Source organism: Methylocystis sp. L43, assembly GCF_015709525.1.
Classification (GTDB): Bacteria; Pseudomonadota; Alphaproteobacteria; order Rhizobiales; family Beijerinckiaceae; genus Methylocystis.
Map to the genome: position 1 here is coordinate 1 of NZ_JADNRA010000006.1, position 16892 is coordinate 16892.

General features: G+C 63.7%; 20 protein-coding genes. 12 read left to right on the forward strand and 8 right to left on the reverse strand.

Annotation, left to right across the window (positions count from 1 at the left end; genetic code table 11):
* From IYX23_RS00190 to rpsL, 4 genes are all read right to left on the reverse strand, one after another.
* Nucleotides 1-512, reverse strand: a 512-nt coding sequence (locus tag IYX23_RS00190; protein WP_196391955.1) for a GTP-binding protein, incomplete at its 3' end; no start/stop codon positions are given.
* A 46-nt stretch (nucleotides 513-558) separates the two neighbouring features.
* Nucleotides 559-2634 carry an elongation factor G gene (gene fusA, locus IYX23_RS00195; protein WP_196391608.1) on the reverse strand — a complete coding sequence of 692 codons (2076 nt, stop codon included), beginning with the start codon at nucleotides 2632-2634 and terminating at the stop codon, nucleotides 559-561.
* A gap of 11 nt (nucleotides 2635-2645) precedes the next feature.
* Complete coding sequence (gene rpsG, locus IYX23_RS00200; RefSeq protein WP_018406024.1) at nucleotides 2646-3116, reverse strand: 30S ribosomal protein S7; 471 nt, start codon at nucleotides 3114-3116, stop codon at nucleotides 2646-2648.
* An 11-nt stretch (nucleotides 3117-3127) separates the two neighbouring features.
* Nucleotides 3128-3499 carry a 30S ribosomal protein S12 gene (gene rpsL, locus IYX23_RS00205; protein ID WP_014890767.1) on the reverse strand — a complete coding sequence of 124 codons (372 nt, stop codon included), beginning with the start codon at nucleotides 3497-3499 and terminating at the stop codon, nucleotides 3128-3130.
* Nucleotides 3500-3835: 336 nt separating this feature from the next.
* On the opposite strand from rpsL, the gene IYX23_RS00210 reads away from it, so the two are divergent.
* Entirely contained in the window at nucleotides 3836-4333 is a 498-nt protein-coding gene (locus IYX23_RS00210; protein WP_196391607.1) for a hypothetical protein, read from the forward strand.
* A complete protein-coding gene (locus tag IYX23_RS00215) occupies nucleotides 4330-4569 on the forward strand; it encodes a YdcH family protein (RefSeq protein ID WP_018406028.1) in 240 nt (79 codons plus the stop codon). The genes IYX23_RS00210 and IYX23_RS00215 overlap by 4 nt, the downstream gene beginning before the upstream one ends.
* Before the next feature lie 54 nt (nucleotides 4570-4623).
* Here the strand turns inward: IYX23_RS00215 and IYX23_RS00220 are convergent, their stop codons facing one another.
* A complete protein-coding gene (locus IYX23_RS00220; RefSeq protein WP_196391606.1) occupies nucleotides 4624-5049 on the reverse strand; it encodes a hypothetical protein in 426 nt (141 codons plus the stop codon).
* A gap of 492 nt (nucleotides 5050-5541) precedes the next feature.
* Between IYX23_RS00220 and IYX23_RS00225 the strand changes: the two genes are divergently transcribed.
* The 6 genes from IYX23_RS00225 (at nucleotide 5542) to IYX23_RS00250 (ending at nucleotide 11541) form a co-directional block, all read left to right on the forward strand.
* A complete protein-coding gene (locus tag IYX23_RS00225; RefSeq protein WP_196391605.1) occupies nucleotides 5542-6240 on the forward strand; it encodes a response regulator transcription factor in 699 nt (232 codons plus the stop codon).
* A 22-nt stretch (nucleotides 6241-6262) separates the two neighbouring features.
* Nucleotides 6263-8188, forward strand: coding sequence for a sensor histidine kinase (locus IYX23_RS00230; RefSeq protein WP_196391604.1), 1926 nt, complete (start codon nucleotides 6263-6265; stop codon nucleotides 8186-8188).
* Nucleotides 8185-8649 (forward strand): HPr kinase/phosphatase C-terminal domain-containing protein, encoded by a 465-nt coding sequence (locus tag IYX23_RS00235; protein WP_196391603.1) that lies wholly within the window; start codon nucleotides 8185-8187, stop codon nucleotides 8647-8649. Before IYX23_RS00230 ends, IYX23_RS00235 begins: the two co-directional genes overlap by 4 nt.
* Before the next feature lie 189 nt (nucleotides 8650-8838).
* Nucleotides 8839-9240: a PTS sugar transporter subunit IIA gene (locus IYX23_RS00240; protein ID WP_196391602.1), complete on the forward strand. Its 402-nt coding sequence runs from the start codon at nucleotides 8839-8841 to the stop codon at nucleotides 9238-9240.
* A complete protein-coding gene (locus IYX23_RS00245) occupies nucleotides 9237-9554 on the forward strand; it encodes an HPr family phosphocarrier protein (protein WP_196391601.1) in 318 nt (105 codons plus the stop codon). Before IYX23_RS00240 ends, IYX23_RS00245 begins: the two co-directional genes overlap by 4 nt.
* 172 nt (nucleotides 9555-9726) lie before the next feature.
* Nucleotides 9727-11541: a glucan ABC transporter ATP-binding protein/ permease gene (locus IYX23_RS00250; protein ID WP_196391600.1), complete on the forward strand. Its 1815-nt coding sequence runs from the start codon at nucleotides 9727-9729 to the stop codon at nucleotides 11539-11541.
* A gap of 108 nt (nucleotides 11542-11649) precedes the next feature.
* Here IYX23_RS00250 and rpsR read toward each other — a convergent pair whose 3' ends face one another.
* Complete coding sequence (rpsR, locus tag IYX23_RS00255; protein ID WP_014890780.1) at nucleotides 11650-11886, reverse strand: 30S ribosomal protein S18; 237 nt, start codon at nucleotides 11884-11886, stop codon at nucleotides 11650-11652.
* Nucleotides 11883-12338 (reverse strand): 30S ribosomal protein S6, encoded by a 456-nt coding sequence (gene rpsF / locus IYX23_RS00260; RefSeq protein WP_196391599.1) that lies wholly within the window; start codon nucleotides 12336-12338, stop codon nucleotides 11883-11885. Before rpsF ends, rpsR begins: the two co-directional genes overlap by 4 nt.
* A gap of 350 nt (nucleotides 12339-12688) precedes the next feature.
* Here rpsF and IYX23_RS00265 point away from each other — a divergent pair, with 350 nt between their 5' ends.
* Both IYX23_RS00265 and panB read left to right on the forward strand, forming a co-directional pair.
* Nucleotides 12689-12826 carry a hypothetical protein gene (locus IYX23_RS00265; protein WP_164479393.1) on the forward strand — a complete coding sequence of 46 codons (138 nt, stop codon included), beginning with the start codon at nucleotides 12689-12691 and terminating at the stop codon, nucleotides 12824-12826.
* 72 nt (nucleotides 12827-12898) lie between these two features.
* Nucleotides 12899-13726 (forward strand): 3-methyl-2-oxobutanoate hydroxymethyltransferase, encoded by an 828-nt coding sequence (panB, locus tag IYX23_RS00270; RefSeq protein ID WP_281431761.1) that lies wholly within the window; start codon nucleotides 12899-12901, stop codon nucleotides 13724-13726.
* Here panB and IYX23_RS00275 read toward each other — a convergent pair.
* Nucleotides 13710-15062, reverse strand: a complete 1353-nt coding sequence (locus tag IYX23_RS00275) for a UDP-N-acetylglucosamine-peptide N-acetylglucosaminyltransferase (RefSeq protein ID WP_196391598.1) — start codon at nucleotides 15060-15062, stop codon at nucleotides 13710-13712. The two genes, panB and IYX23_RS00275, sit on opposite strands and share 17 nt — an antisense overlap.
* A 172-nt stretch (nucleotides 15063-15234) precedes the next feature.
* Here IYX23_RS00275 and hemH point away from each other — a divergent pair, with 172 nt between their 5' ends.
* Complete coding sequence (gene hemH / locus IYX23_RS00280; protein ID WP_196391597.1) at nucleotides 15235-16242, forward strand: ferrochelatase; 1008 nt, start codon at nucleotides 15235-15237, stop codon at nucleotides 16240-16242.
* A gap of 268 nt (nucleotides 16243-16510) precedes the next feature.
* Nucleotides 16511-16892 (forward strand): transposase (locus tag IYX23_RS00285; RefSeq protein WP_196398805.1); only part of this gene is annotated, 382 nt, incomplete at its 3' end.

A 16892-nucleotide genomic window follows, 5' to 3' on the forward strand; every position in this document is an offset into this window, starting at 1 on the left:
GTGATCGGAATGTCGTCGCCGGGGAACTCATACTTGCTGAGCAGCTCGCGCACTTCGAGCTCGACGAGCTCCAGAAGCTCCGGATCGTCGACCATGTCGACCTTGTTCAAGAACACGACGAGCGCCGGCACGCCGACCTGACGGGCGAGCAGAATGTGCTCGCGGGTCTGCGGCATCGGGCCGTCGGCGGCCGAGACCACCAGGATCGCGCCGTCCATCTGCGCCGCGCCGGTGATCATGTTCTTCACATAATCGGCGTGGCCGGGGCAATCGACATGCGCGTAATGGCGGTTCTTCGTCTCATATTCGACATGCGCCGTCGAAATCGTGATGCCGCGCGCCTTCTCTTCCGGCGCCTTGTCGATCTGATCATAGGCCGTAAAGGTCGCGCCGCCCGTCTCCGCCAGAACCTTGGTGATCGCCGCCGTCAAAGACGTCTTGCCATGGTCGACGTGCCCAATCGTCCCAATGTTGCAGTGCGGCTTCGTGCGTGAAAACTTTTCCTTGGCCATCGCCGTGCTCCTTTGAAGAGTACCTGTCGCCCCGTCGCGTTCGAGATCAGGCGTATTTCGCCTGGACCTTCTTCGACTCCGCTTCGGGGACTTGTTCGTAGTGATCGAATTGCATTGTGTAGCTCGCGCGTCCCTGCGTGAAGGAGCGCAGCTGATTGACGTAGCCGAACATATTGGCGAGCGGCACCATGGCGTTGATCACCACGGCGTTGGCGCGCATGTCCTGGCCTTGAATCTGTCCGCGACGGGAATTCAGATCGCCGATGACAGAACCGGTATATTCCTCCGGCGTCACCACTTCGACCTTCATGATCGGCTCGAGCAGCACCGAGCCGCCCTTCTGCAGCGCTTCGCGCGTCGCGGCGCGCGAGGCGATCTCGAAGGCGAGCACCGACGAGTCGACGTCATGGAAGGCGCCGTCGATGAGCGTGGCTTTCAGATCGACGACGGGGAAGCCGGCGAGAATGCCGGACGTCGTCACCGACGCAATGCCCTTGTCGACGCCGGGGATATATTCCTTCGGCACCGCGCCGCCGACGATCTTGCTCTCGAACTCATTGCCCTTGCCGGCTTCATTGGGTTCGAAAATGATCTTCACGCGCGCGAACTGGCCGGTGCCGCCGGTCTGTTTCTTATGCGTATAGTCGATTTCAAGCTTGCGGCCGAGACGCTCGCGATAGGCGACCTGCGGCGCGCCGATATTGGCGTCGACCTTATAGGTGCGCTTCAAGATGTCGACCTTGATGTCGAGATGCAGTTCGCCCATGCCCTTGAGGATGGTCTGGCCGCTTTCCTGATCGGTCGAAACGCGGAAGGAGGGATCTTCGGCGGCGAGCTTCTGCAGCGCGACGCCGAGCTTCTCCTGATCGGCCTTCGACTTCGGCTCGATGGCGATCTCGATGACCGGATCCGGAAACTCCATCCGCTCCAGAATGACGGGCTTCTGCAAGTCGCAGAGCGTGTCGCCGGTGCGCGTGTCCTTGAGGCCCGCGAGCGCGACGATGTCGCCCGCAAAAGCTTCCTTGATGTCTTCGCGATTATTGGCGTGCATCAGCAGCATGCGGCCGATGCGCTCTTTCTTCTCTTTCGTGGAATTGAGCACTGTCGTGCCGGAGTCGATCTTGCCCGAATAGACGCGGGCGAAGGTGATCGTGCCGACGAAGGGATCGTCCATGATCTTGAACGCGAGCATGGAGAAGGGCTCGGAATCGAGCGGCTTGCGATCCAGCTCCTCGCCCGTGTCCACATCGACGCCCTTGATCGCTTCACGATCGACCGGCGACGGCAGATAATGCACGACCGCGTCGAGCAGCGGCTGCACGCCCTTGTTCTTGAAGGCCGAGCCGCAGAACACCGGGATGAAGGCGATCTTGCGCACGGCGGCGCGGATGAGCCTGTGCAGCGTCTCCTCGTCCGGCTCCTGACCGTCGAGATAGGCCGCCATGGCCTCGTCGTCCATTTCGACCGCGGCTTCGATCAGCGCCAAACGATATTCCTTGGCCTTGTCGAGCAGGTCCGCAGGAATCTCTTCGTCGTGATATTTGGCGCCAAGGCCTTCGTCTTCCCAGACCACGGCCTTCATGCGCACGAGATCGATAATGCCCTTGAAATTCGACTCGGAGCCGATCGGCAACTGCACGCAGATCGGGCGGCCGCCGACGCGGGTCTTGATTTCCTCGACGCAGCGGTCGAAGTCGGCGCCGATCTTGTCCATTTTGTTGACGAAGACGATGCGCGGCACATTGTATTTGTCGGCCTGACGCCAAACCGTCTCGGTCTGCGGCTCGACGCCCTGATTGCCGTCGAGCACGCATACGGCGCCGTCGAGCACGCGCAGGCTGCGCTCGACTTCAATGGTGAAGTCGACGTGGCCGGGCGTGTCGATGATGTTGAGGCGCTTGCCGTTCCAGAACGTCGTCGTTGCGGCGGACGTGATGGTGATGCCGCGCTCCTGCTCCTGCTCCATCCAGTCCATCGTCGCGGCGCCTTCATGCACCTCGCCGATTTTATGGCTCTTGCCGGAGTAATAGAGGATGCGCTCCGTCGTCGTCGTCTTGCCCGCATCGATGTGGGCCATGATGCCGAAGTTACGGTAGTCCTCGATCGGATGAGAGCGGGCCATGACGGTTGTCCTTACCAGCGGTAGTGCGAGAAGGCGCGGTTGGCCTCCGCCATGCGATGCGTGTCTTCGCGTTTCTTCACCGCGGCGCCGCGGTTGTTGGACGCGTCGAGCAGTTCGGCCGACAGACGGTCGACCATGGTCTTGTCGTTGCGGGCGCGGGCCGCGGTGATGATCCAGCGGATGGCGAGCGCCTGACGACGCTCGTTGCGCACTTCGACCGGCACCTGATAGGTGGCGCCGCCGACGCGGCGGGACCGAACCTCAATCGCCGGCGCGACATTCTCGAGCGCCTGCTTGAAGACGGCGAGCGGATCGCTCTTGGCCTTCGACTCGACCTGGTCGAGCGCGCCATACACAATCTGCTCGGCGACCGACTTCTTGCCGTCGTACATGATCGAGTTCATGAATTTCGTGAGAACGATGTCGCCAAATTTGGCGTCTTCGATCACTTCACGTTTTTCGGCCCGGTGGCGACGAGACATCGAACGGCTCCTTACTTCGGACGCTTCGCGCCGTATTTCGAACGGCGCTGCTTGCGGTCCTTGACGCCCTGCGTGTCCAGCACGCCGCGCAGAATGTGATAGCGGACGCCGGGAAGATCCTTCACGCGGCCGCCGCGGATCATCACGACCGAGTGCTCCTGAAGATTATGGCCCTCGCCCGGGATGTAGCCGATGACCTCGAATCCGTTGGTCAGGCGCACCTTGGCGACCTTGCGAAGCGCGGAGTTCGGCTTCTTCGGCGTTGTCGTATAGACGCGCGTGCACACGCCGCGCTTCTGCGGGCAGGACTGCAGATGGCGCGCCTTCTCGCGATAGGTCGGCGCTTGGCGCGGCTTGCGGATCAACTGGCTGATCGTCGGCATTCAATAGGGTCCTTCGCGTGATTGCGAATGGCGGATGTCAAGGTGGTCCCGCCGCGCATGGCCTTTAAGGCACGCGCAAACGAGCGAAGCGCCGATGGCCGTAAGGGCCAAGGCGCTTCTAACGCAGAGGATCCCGTCGCCGGGATCGTGCCTTCCTGTCAGTCGCTTTCGCGACGTGCTGATTACCAATTACATTTGGCGGTCACAGGCAAGGCGACAGCGTTTAAGTTCGAAGGATCGAGAGCGAGGCGCTCACCGACGGCATGAACTTACGGCCTGTCGAAAGTGGGCGGAACCTAATGGCGACGCTGGGCGGCGTCAAGCAAAGAATCTGTCATGATTGAAGAAATTCGCATCTGCTTGCCGCCAGGATTTTATTGGGATTGTGTATCGATGCGACGGCCCTCATTCGCCGGGAGTGAAATTCTTCAAAAACTCAATCACCGGCTCGACATGCTTGCCGAGCTGCTTTGCAACCTCATCCCAGCCTTTAATGGCGGACCCCATGTCCTTGCCCTTTTCGGCTCCAGCGCTTCGATCCGGTCTGGCCAGACGCCAGAGCGCCCAGCTCTTGGCGTGCGACTTCGCCATTCTGAACGCTGCATGCTACAGTTGGATCGAGACCCCCCCGAGATTTTGGCCGACCGATCGCGACCGTGTGGCGCCGGCGCGCCGTTGGCTCGGGACGGCGCAGCCGCCAAATCCGCAGAAGCCGTCTCATCTGCGCAGTTTGGTCGCATGCCGACGGCATTGCGCCTGGCGCGAGCCGGTAACATCATCCCCTACTGCGACGGCGACGCCGCCAAAGTTGATCAAGGAAGGAAGCTCGAATGAGCCATGTTGCGCATGAGTTGCACGAAGAATTCCCCGAACACGCCGAGGCCATTCACGCCTTGAAGGCCAAGAACGCGCACTTCGCGCGCCTCACCGAGGAATATCACACGCTCAATCGCGCCATTCACCGCATGGAGACCAATGTCGAGCCGGCGGATGACGCAACGATCGAAGATCTCAAGAAGAAGCGGCTCGTCCTCAAGGATGAGATCGCCGGCTTCCTTGAAACGGCCTGAGCCGACTTCGCGCAAATGAAAAACGCCCCGGCCTACGCCGGGGCGTTTGCGGTTCTAGCGGTATTGCGCCGGCGGCTGCGGATTATTCGCGGGGTTGCTGTCGTGTTTGGTCAGGCGGGCGACCAGGGGACCGCCGACCAGGGGCTGAAGTTCCACCTCCAGCGCGTCGGCGACGTCCTTCCCATAGACTTCCTCACCGGCGACATGGATCGAGAAGGCTTTGCTGTGCTTCTCGATTTTCGCGGGATCCTCGATCACCGCCTTCGTCCATTTGTAGAGCGGGAAATTCTCCTCGCCGCGCTGTTTGGCCGCGGCGACATAGTCGGCAAAGGCGTCAAGCTGGTTCCGCAGCTTCGCGTTATGTTTGGCGAGAATGTCGCTGAGCGGCCTGAGCGCCGGATTTTCCGGATCCTTGCGCGCGAGCTTGGCCGCCGCGTCGACGAGATTGACCCGAACCTGATATGCCCAATCTTCGCTCATCGCTCCACTCCCTGGGGCTGACGCCGCGCGCCGCGCTTCTTTCACTTGTCGCCTTGTGAGCCGAGCGGCGTCGGACCAGAAAGAACCTATAGCAGATTGGCGAAAACCCGAGATTTTCCAAGCCCCAGGGGCGCCGCCCGACTGTCGCGCGCGCCGAGCTATCCCCTTGTCGTCCTTACGTTTAATCGGGCATGCCCAGGCACAAGGTGATTTTTTCAGCAATACTGTGTATAAGCGGTCTAGCGGCATCGAGGCAGCGCCGCCCTGTGGGAACGGACGTCGGCCACATTTCAGCCGCCTTGGCCTTGGACTTTGTCGGGTCGACCGGCGCGCCTTTCGCAAGTCCGGCTGTCGAGTCGATAAGAGTGTCGACTGTTGAGCATCGACGTCGCGCCCTTCGAGGAGTCGGGGGCGGCCGTTTCGCGCGAAAAGCGCAGTCACGTCGCGCCGGCCCGGACGTTAAATTGCGGCCGCAAATAGCAAAGGGTGAAGATGCCGACCATCGCTCTCGTCGACGACGATCGAAACATTCTCACCTCTGTCTCCATCGCTCTGGAGGGCGAGGGGTATCGCGTCCAGACCTATACCGACGGCGCGCAGGCGCTCGACGGGCTGCGCGCCAACCCGCCCGATCTGGCGATCTTTGACATAAAGATGCCGCGGATGGACGGCATGGAGCTTCTGCGTCGACTGCGGCAGAAGTCGGACCTCCCGGTGATTTTTCTCACCTCCAAAGACGAGGAAATCGACGAGCTGTTCGGCCTGAAAATGGGGGCCGACGACTTCATTCATAAGCCTTTCTCGCAACGGCTGCTCGTCGAGCGGGTCAAGGCGATTCTGCGGCGCGCCAATCCAAAAGAGGCCGCGGCTCAGAAGGAATCGGAGGCCAAGGTCCTGGAGCGCGGCGCGCTGCTGATGGATCCTGAGCGCCACACCTGCACCTGGCGTGGCGATCCGGTGGTGCTGACGGTGACGGAATTCCTGATTTTGCAATCGCTGGCGCAGCGTCCTGGCGTCGTGAAGAGCCGCAACGCGCTCATGGACGCGGCCTATGACGACCAGGTCTATGTCGACGATCGAACAATCGACAGCCATATCAAGCGATTACGCAAGAAATTCAAGGTGGTGGACAACGACTTCGAAATGATCGAGACGCTCTATGGCGTGGGCTATCGATTCAAGGAAGCCTGAGCTCTCGCGGAGGGCACGCGAGATGGACGCAAGCATCGAGGGTGACGGCGACGTGACCGCCGTCGGCGACCCGGTCGCGGCAGCGGCGCCGAGTCCGGCGGTCCCGGCGACCGCGCCTGCGCGCGACGCCGCGGCGGCGCGGGCCCGCCTGTGGCGGACGATTTCCGTCCGCTTGGCGCGGGCGCAGCGAACTGTCCAGCGAACCGTCCAGTCGCATCTTTCGTCCTCGCTCACCCGCCGCATCGTCGTTCTCAATCTTGGCGGGCTCGTCGCGCTGCTGGCCGGCTTCCTCTACCTCAACCAGTTTCGCGAAGGTCTGATCGACGCCCGCGTGCAAAGCCTGCAAACCCAGGGCGAGATCATCGCCGCGGCGGTGGCGGCCTCGGCGACGGTCGACACCGACGCCATCTCCATCGATCCGGAAAAACTGTTGAAGCTTGCGCCGGGGGAAAGCGCGAGCGGCGCTGAGGGCGGATCTCCGCTGGAGTTTTCGCTCAATCCCGAACGTGTCGGGCCGCTGCTGCGGCGACTGGTGTCCCCGACGCGGTTGCGGGCGCGCATCTATGACCGCGACGGCTTTCTGCTGCTCGACTCGCGCTCCGTCTCCGGTCGTTCGAACATTCTGCGCTTCGAGTTGCCGCCCGCGGGCGGCCAGCCCACGACCCTCGACGCATCTTCATTCCTCGAACGGTCGCTGGAATTTGTCCAGCGCCTGTCACATCGGCCGGAGTTGCCGCTTTACGAAGACATCGGCATGGGCAATGGCAAAGCCTATCCTGAGGTCGGCAACGCGCTCGGCGGCCACATCCATTCGGTGGTGCGCGCCAACGCCAGGGGCGAAACCATCATTTCCGTCGCCGTCCCGGTTCAGCGCTTCCGGTCGGTGCGCGGCGCGCTGCTCCTTTCGACCATGGGCGGCGACATCGACGCCGTCATCGTGACGGAACGCTGGGGCATCATCCGCATCTTTCTGGTCTCGGCCGGCGTGATGTTGCTGATTTCGCTGTTCTTCACCAATACGATCACCGAACCGATGCGCCGCCTGGCCGAGGCGGCCGAACGCGTGCGGCGCGGCGTGAAGTCCCGCCAGGAGATCCCGGACTTCTCAGACCGGCCGGACGAGATCGGCCATCTTTCGGGCGCGCTGCGCGACATGACGAAGGCGCTCTACAACCGCATCGACGCGATCGAGCATTTCGCCGCGGATGTCGCGCATGAACTCAAGAATCCGTTGACCTCTCTGCGCAGCGCCGTCGAGACGCTGCCGATCGCCAAGACGGAGGAGTCGCGCGACAGGCTGCTTGCCATCATCAAGCATGACGTCGGCCGACTCGACCGTTTGATCAGCGATATTTCCGACGCGTCGCGTCTCGACGCCGAACTCGCGCGCGCCGACATGGCCGTGGTCGATCTCTCGGCGGCGCTGTCGACCGTCGTCGACTTGGCGCGCGCCGTGGACCGTGGCGACGGCGTCAACATGCAACTGACCGTGCGCTCCTCTCCCTATGACGCGCCGCGCAGCCGCTGGCGCGTTCTCGGCAATGACTCCCGCCTCGGCCAGGTGTTCAATAATCTGATCGACAACGGCCGGTCGTTTTCAAAGCCCGGCGGCGTCGTGCGCGTGCTGCTGTGGCCGGAGCGCGCCAAAGGGCCGGGCGGCCAGCAGATCGAGGGCTTCGAGATCATCTTCGATGACGACGGCCCCGGAATTCCCGACGGCGCCTTCGAGCGCATTTTTGAACGTTTCTACACCGACCGGCCGGAACAGGGGTTTGGCCAGAACTCCGGGCTCGGGCTCTCGATCTCCCGCCAGATCATCGAGGCGCATGGCGGACGCATCCGCGCGCTTAACCGTACCCGCGCGCATCCGCAGGGCACTGACGAGCCCCTGCCCGGCGACGCCGTGCTCGGCGCGCGCTTCGTCGTCTGGTTGCCTTCGGCGCGATGACGCCGCCGCAAGAGTCAGCGTATCTTCACGCCAATGCGCTGGTTCTCGGCGCGTTCGGCCTGCTGCTGCGCGGACCGTCCGGCGCCGGAAAGAGCGCGCTGACCTTGCAGCTGATCGCCGACTGGCGGGCGCGCGGCGCTTTCGCGGCGCTCGTCGGCGACGACCGAGTCGCGCTCGAAGCGCGCCACGGCCGGCTGATCGCACGGCCGCACCCGTCGATCCGCGGGATCATCGAAGCGCGCGGCCTCGGGCTGATGCGCGTCGCCTATGAGCCGGCCTGCGTCTTGCGGGCCGTCGTCGACCTCCTCGCGGCCGGAGAGCCGCCGAAGCGATATCCCGACGAGGAGGAGGCAATGTCTCGGTTGAGCGGCGTGACGCTGCCGCGCATGTTCGAAAACGCCGCAAGCGTCGGGGTGGCGGCGCGGATTGCAGCCTACATTCAGAACGTTGCGACAAATTGACGGAGCCCTGCTGTTTTCGCTTGCCTATTTCGCCGCGTTGCACAAAATGTCGCCCCTATTGAGCGGGGCGATCACGGCGGGCGCAACGGCTCCTCTTAGGATGCAATTTGGCTCCGTTCGCCCTTGCGGGTCGACGCATTTTTCGAGACATCGGCGCGCAAGAGACGTCTTCATGAGTGGTAGGGTCGTATGATCGGAATGGTCTTGGTGACCCATGGCCACCTTGCCACTGAGTTTCGCGCGGCGCTCGAACACGTCGTCGGACCTCAAAAGCAGATTGCCGCGATCTCGATTGGGCCCGAGGACGATATGGAGCGCCGGCGCACGGATATCATTGAGGCGATCCGCGAGGCCGACAGCGGCGAAGGCGTGGTGCTGCTTACCGACATGTTCGGCGGCACGCCCTCCAATCTTGCCATATCTGTAATGGATGGCGGAAAGGTGGAAGTGCTCGCGGGGGTCAATCTGCCGATGCTGATCAAACTCGCGTCGGTCCGCGATACGCAACCTTTGGAGCAGGCGGTGCTGCAGGCGCAGGACGCCGGCCGCAAATATGTTTACATCGCCAGCAAAGTGCTCAACGCAAAATGAATGACCTCGTGACCGAAAAATTCCATCAGGCTGCGGCCGAAGACTCCCTGTCGCGCGAGTTCGCGATCGTCAACAAAAAGGGGCTGCACGCCCGCGCGACTGCCAAATTCGTGCAGTGCTGCGAAAAATTCGACGCCGTCATCACCGTTTCGAGAGGCGACGAAACCGTTGGCGGCAGCTCGATCATGGGCATTCTGACGCTCGGCGCAAGCCAGGGCACGACGATCGCCGTCACCGCGACGGGCCCCCAGGCGAAGGCGGCGCTCGACGCGCTGGAGACGCTCGTCGCCCATCGCTTCGGCGAGGACGAATAGCTCGGCCAGACGCCGCCGGAAGCGATCGCAAGATCTCACTCGCAAAATTTGCGCGCAAGCGGCCAACCCTGTAGAGCGCGTCCGCCACAGGCGCCATGTTACTCGAAGCAAACGCGAGAGTTGCGATCCCTCGCACGTTGCTGAACCTTTTCCTGCTGGCAGGCGTCGTCAAATGTCCGTCTTTAAAGTTTACGTGCGCGTGCTGGGGCTGTTGCGGCCTCAGGCGCGGCTTGCGCTCATACTGGTCGCGGCCAATCTGGCGCTCGCCATCTCCGCCTTCGCCGAGCCGATGCTCTTTGGGCGCATCATCGACCGCATGACGCGCGCGCAGGCGCCCGGCGCAACTTTGACATGGAGCGATCTGCTGCCGCTCGTGTCCGCCTGGGCCGCCTTCGGCCTGTTTTCGATCGGCGGCGCCATTCTCGTCGGCCTCAATGCCGATCGTCTCGCGCATCGCCGGCGGCTTGCGATCATGTCGGATTATTTCGACCACGTTCTCAGCCTGCCGCTGAGTTTTCACACCAACGTTCACTCCGGACGTCTCTTAAAGATCATGCTCGATGGGGCGAACGCCATGTCGGGTCTGTGGCTGTCGTTCTTTCGCGAGAACTGCGCGTCCTTCGTTGCGCTCTTTGTGCTGTTGCCGGCGACGCTGTTCGTCAATTGGCGGCTCGGCTCGCTGCTCATGGCGCTTGTCGTGATCTTTTATTTCGTGACGAGCTTCGTCCTGCGACGCACGGAAGATCTGCAGGGTCAGGTCGAGCGCTACAATTCGACGCTCGCCGAACATGCGTCGGATGCGCTTGGCAATATTCCGGTGGTGCAGAGCTTTACGCGCATCGAAAGCGAGTCGCATGCGCTGAACCGCATCATCGATGACGTCATCGCGGCGCAGATGCCCGTTCTCTCCTGGTGGGCCTTCGTCGCCGTCGCCAGTCGCGCGTCGGCGACGCTGACGATTCTGGCGATTTTTCTGTTGGGCGTCTGGCTGCATTTGCGCGGCCTCGCGACGATCGGCGAGATCGTCGCCTTCATGAGCTTTGCGACAATGTTGATCGCGCGGCTCGAGCAGGTCGTCGGCTTCGTCAATATCCTCTTCCAGCAATCGATGAAGATCGCGGATTTCTTCGCCGTGCTCGATACGCAGCCAAGCGTCGCCGATCGCCCCCACGCCCGCGACGCGGAGCGGCTTGTCGGCGCGGTCGAATTCGACAACGTCGCCTTTTCCTACGACGGGCGTCGGCCGGCGGTGCGCGACGTGTCGTTTACGGCGAATCCCGGAGAGACGATCGCGCTCGTCGGCTCGACGGGCTCTGGAAAATCAACGACGCTCGGGCTCTTGCATCGGGCCTTCGATCCAGACAGCGGCGCGGTGAAAATCGACGGCGTCGACATCCGCGAATTCACCTTGAGTTCGCTTCGCCGCAACATCGGCGTCGTCTTTCAGGAGCCGATGCTGTTTGCGCGATCGATCGAGGAAAATCTGCGAATCGGCAATCCGGAGGCGACCGACGAGGAGATCGCCCATGCGCTCGAGCTGGCGCAGGCGACGGAATTCGTCGCCCATCAGAGCGACGGGCGGGCGACGCGCGTCGGCGAACGCGGCCGCTCGCTCTCGGGCGGCGAGCGCCAGCGGCTCTCGATCGCAAGGGCGCTGTTGAAGAACCCGCCGATCATGGTGTTCGACGAGGCGACCTCGGCGCTCGACGCGACGACCGAGCGGATGATCCAAAAGGCGTTGGAGGCGGCGATGAAGGGCCGCACGACCTTCGTCATCGCCCATCGGCTGGCGACCGTGCGCAACGCCGACCGCATCCTCGTCTTCGATCAGGGCGAGATCGTCGAGAGCGGCGGCTTCGACGAATTGGTCGCGAAGGGCGGTCGCTTCGCCATGCTCGCGGCGGCGCAGTTCATGACCGAGCCCACCGTCTCGACGACGCCGCTCGACGGTGTTTACGAAGCCGGCGCGCAGCAGCCGGCGGGGTGAGAGGGCAAGTGCGCTGCGGAGAAGCAAGCCGGCGCCGAATGCCGATCGGTGGACAAAAAAGCCGCGCCCCTTTCAGGGCGCGGCCGCAGGCTTCAAAACGCGATCTTCTTAGCGGATCACGTAAGGCAGTAAGCCGAGGAAGCGGGCGCGCTTGATCGCCTGCGCGAGTTCGCGCTGCTTCTTGGCCGAAACGGCGGTGATGCGCGAGGGCACGATCTTGCCGCGCTCGCTGATGTAGCGGGACAGCAGGCGCGTGTCCTTATAGTCGATCTTCGGCGCGTTGGCGCCGGTGAACGGGCAGGACTTGCGGCGGCGGAAGAAGGGGCGGCGCGGGGCGGTGCTCATTCGACCTCTCCTTCAACCTTGCCTTCTTCACGACGCGGGCGACGCTCGGGACGATCGCCTCGATCTCCCCGGTCGCCGCGATCCCCTCGATCGCCGCGCGGGCCCCGGCGATCGCCGCGGTCGTCGTCTTCACGCTTGCGAAGCTGCGCGGAAGGACCCTCCTCCAGCTCGTCAACGCGCAGCGTCAGCACGCGCAGAATATCTTCGTTGATGCTCTGCTGGCGCTGCATCTCCGCGAGCGCCGCCGGCGGCGCGTCGATGTTCATCAGGGTGAAATGCGCCTTGCGGTTCTTGTTGATCCGATAGGCGAGCGACTTGACGCCCCAATATTCGGTCTTGCCGACCGTGCCGCCGAGCGACGCGATGACATTTTTGAACTGCGCGGTCAGAGCCTCCACCTGCTGGGGAGAAACGTCCTGACGCGCGAGATAGACATGCTCGTAAAGAGGCATGGATTTTCGCCTTTCCGTTGCCGCGAGCCGCTCCGGCGCCAAGCCCTTCGAGCGCTTCTTGGGGACCTGCCCCGGAAAGGCTCGAGAAGGAAAGTTCGAAGGCGGAGGCACGGGAAGACGGGAGTTTTAATCCCTCGCTCGATTTAGCGCATATCCTTGCCCGAAAACCGCTACGCACTTTTCGGGGATATGCGCTCGAGCGCTTCCGTTCAGCCCCCGGCCGGGAACGTCGCGATCGGCGGTTTATACGCGGCTTTAAGCAGGATGCAAGAGCGCCAGGCCTCCCGGCTTGCCGCAAACCGGCTCGGCCAGTATGGTCGCGCCGTCAAGCCGCCGCCAGGAGAGACGAGATGACGCGGAAAATCCGAGTGTTCGCGCTGCTGGCGGCCCTCTCCGCGCTGCTGTCCGCCTGCGACAAATGCGGCGGCTTCCAGGAAATCCGCGTTCCCGGCCAGCCGCACGCCTGCAGGGACGGCGTGGCGCACTGACGCATTCCCCGCCAGAGCAAGCCGTTTGATATAGAGTGTCGTCCTGACGATTAGGCGCGCCGGAGTCGCCGTTTGCCCAACGCCAGCACCTTCCTCGACATGAAGCGCCGAGGCGAGAAGATCGTGGTCGTCACCGCCTATGACGCGCCGACCGCACGCATCGAGGCGGAGGCCGGCGTCGACATCATACTCGTCGGCGACAGCGTCGGGGTGAATATTCTGGGCTATGCGCATGAGCGCGAGGTGACGCTCGCCGATATGGCGCATCATATCGCGGCTGTGCGGCGCGGCGCGCCCGATATCTACATCATCGGCGATTTGCCCTATGCGACCTATGACACGCCCCAGCAGGCGATCGAAAGTTCGCGCCTGCTGCGCGAGGCTGGCGCCGACTGCGTGAAATTCGAAGGCGCGCAGCCTGACATCATGCGCGCCTTGACGGCGGCGGGCTTCGACGTATGCGCTCATCTCGGCCTCGAATCGCAGCATCACGACGTCAAGCGGCGCCAGGGCAAGACCGCGCAGGCCGCCGCGAAACTCTATGACGACGCGCTGGCGCTCGACGCCGCCGGACAGAAGTTTGTGGTGCTGGAGCTCGTGCCGCAGGAACTCGCGGCGCGGATCACGCAAGCGATCAGCGCGCCGACGATCGGCATCGGCGCCGGCGCGGCGACGGACGGACAGGTGCTCGTCGTCAACGACCTCGCAGGGATCACCGCGCGTGAATTCAAGCACAACCGCCGCTACGGCGCCGTTGGCGCGGCGCTGCGCGAGGCCGTCGAGGCCTATGCGCGCGACGTTCGCGCCGGGGCCTTTCCGGCGCAGGCGCACGCCTTTCACATGGCTGACGAGGAACGCTCCGCCTTCGAGCGCGCGGCGGGTCTTAAGCCGCTCCGATGACCACGGGCGGCCCGCCGGCGAGACGCCGGCGCCACATGTCTTCGAACAGCGATTCCAGCGCGCGCGTGTAGGCATAGACGTCGAAGAGCGCCGTCGTCAGGCGATTGGCGGCGAGCTTCGCCCGCAGTTCGGCGCAACGAACGGGATCGCCCGCCAAGACCAGCGCGATCTCCAAATATTCGTCAAAATCCGCCGCGATCAACTCCGGCAATCCGATCGCATGCAAAAGGCTTCCGGCCACGCGCGAGGGAAAGGTGTCGCCGGCGCAGGTCACGATCGGGACGCCCGCCCAAAGCGCGTCGCTCGCCGTCGTATGCGATCCGAAGGGCGCCGTGTCGAGCGCGAGATCGGCAAGCTGCAGGCGCGCCAGATGTTCGGCCTGCGGCAAATGCGGCGCGAAGATCATCCGCGCCGCGTCAATTCCGCGTCTGCGCATTTCATTGCGCAGATTGCCTTCCGCCAGCATCGCCGCCGAAAGCCACAGCACCGCGCCCGGCGTCGCCTCGAGCAGTCGCGCCCAAAGATCGAAGATGAAGGGCGTGAGCTTATAGGCCTGATTGAAGCAGCAATAGACGAAGCCTTCCGCCGGCAGGCCGGCGGCGGCCCGCGACGGCGGCGCCCGCAACGGCGTCCCGCGCCCGTGCGGCTGATAGGCGTGCGGCAGATAGGCGAAGGCTTCCGAATAGGCCGACGCCGACGACGGCGGCGTGACATAGCGGTCGGTCACGATGTAATCGCAAACGCCCGCTCCGAGCGTGCCGGGATAGCCGAGATAATTGACCTGAACAGGCGCGGGCCGCAGCATCATCACGCTGGTGCGCGCGCCATGGGTGAAGCCCTTGAGGTCGATCAGAATATCGACGCCGTCCGCATTAATGAGGCGCGCGGCCTCGGCGTCGGTCAGCTGCGAAATGTCGGCGAACGCGTCGAAGGCGGCCCGCAGCCGCGTCCGCATCGCCCCCTCGACGCCGCAATAGCTGTAAGCGCGAATCTCGAAGCGGGCGCGATCATGCGCCTCGAGCGTCTCGACGAGAAGATGCGCGGTCGCGTGCTCGTGGAAGTCGTTTGACAGATAACCGACGCGGATCCTGCTGCGGGTGGAGAGGTCGAAGCGCATCGCGAGGCTCGCGCGCAGCGGCCCGGCCGCCAATAGCCGCGCGGCGGTCCAGCTCTCGGAACAGGCGCGCTGTTCGCCGGCGGTGATGCCGGGCTCCGACAGCAGGAGGAAGGGGGGCGTCGCCGGGCCGTCCGCCGCCAGCGCCGCGCGAATTTGCGGCGCGGCGGCGTCGAAATCGTCCCATTCGCACATGGCGCGGCTGCGAGATATGGATTTCATGGCGCCCTTTCGCGAGGGGCCAATCCGCACATCAGCCGGCCTTCGTGCGCTAAGCGATTTCCATGCCGCGCGACGAACGTCATCTGGCGAGTTGCCAGGACCGCCGCCGCCGCTAGAAGATGTTCTTTTGCCGCGCCGCCATCTGGGCGGGCGGTCCGCAACAAGGCTCATCATGACGTCAGCCACGATCTCGAGAGAAGCGCCGGTCGGACTCCTTCTCGTCAATCTCGGCACGCCTGATGCGCCCGATGTCGCGGCGGTGCGGCGCTATCTGGCGGAATTTCTATCCGACCGCAGAGTCGTCGACCTCCCGCGCGCGCTATGGCTGCCGATCCTCTACGGCGTCGTGCTCAACACCCGGCCCGCGCGCTCGGCGAAGCTCTATGAGTCGATCTGGAACGCCGACACCGGCGAGGGTCCGCTGAAAACCTTTACCCGCCTGCAAGCCGAGAAGCTGCAGGCGCGGATTGGCGCTTCGAACCTCGTCGTCGACTACGCGCTGCGCTACGGCGCGCCCTCGATCGCGACGCAGATCGAATCGCTGATCGCCAAGGGCTGCGAGCGGATCGCGGTGCTGCCGCTCTACCCGCAATATGCGTCGTCGACCACGGGCTCCGCCGCCGACGCCGCTTTCGAGGCGCTGCGCGAGATGCGCAAGCAGCCGGCGCTCCGCATCGGCGCGCCCTATTACGACGATCCCGCCTATATCGACGCGCTCGCGACGAATATTACGCGCGCGCGCGCCGCGCTCGATTTCGAACCAGAGGTCATCATCGCCTCGTTCCACGGCCTTCCGCAGGCGCAGATCGATCGCGGCGATCCTTATCGCGCGCACTGCGAAGCAACGTGGCGACGGCTCTGCGAACGGCTCGGCATGAACGCCCAAAGCCTGCGTCTCGCCTTTCAGTCGCGCTTTGGGCGGGCGCGGTGGATCGAGCCCTATACGTCGGATGTGGTGACCGAGCTTGCCGGCGCCGGCGTCAAGCGCATCGCCGTCGTCGCGCCGGGATTTTCCGCCGACTGCCTGGAGACGATCGAAGAGCTAGGCGTCGAAATTCGCGATCTCTTTCTAGAAAAAGGCGGCGAGAAATATGCTCGACTGCCCTGTCTCAACGACAGCGACGAAAGCATGGCGCTGATCGAGACTCTGGCGAAGCGCGAGACCGCAGGTTGGATATAAGACGAATTCAGCTGATCCATGCGCTCGGACCCTGTCATCCCCGGCAGGCCGAAGGCCTGACCGGGAATCCAGAGCCGATCCAACAAGGTTGGTTTTGCTCTGGATTCCTGTGTGTCTGTTTTGTGAGAGACTGAGAATGCGGACGGGAGATCGTTGGATTCCTGGTGTTGCCACCGTATCGGGCCTGATCCCCGTCCGCTTTTCGAAGTTCACCTGAACAGTTGCACGAGGCTGCGCCAACAGACCTCGCATCACAGGGACAGGCACGATGAGCATAACCCCTGTTTGCGTCGGAATCGACGTTTCCAAAGCCTATCTCGATATTTTTGATCCGTTGGCAGGCTATTTTCGGATCGAAAACACGATCAGCGCGGTCTCCGCCTTTGTCTCGACGCAGCTCGTCCAGGGGCGTTTCGTGGTGTTCGAGGCGACCGGCTGTTACGATCGCGTATTGCGTCTGGGTCTTGAAGCCGCCGGCGTGGCTCATGCGCGCGTCAATCCCGAACAGGCGCGCGATTTTGCGCGCGCTTTGGGACGGCGCGCCAAGACCGATGCGGTCGACGCGCATGCTGGCCGACTTTGGCCGCGCGCTTGCGCCAAAACCGCGCCCGCCAAGCGATCTTGCGCGCGAGAACCTCGCCATGCGCCAC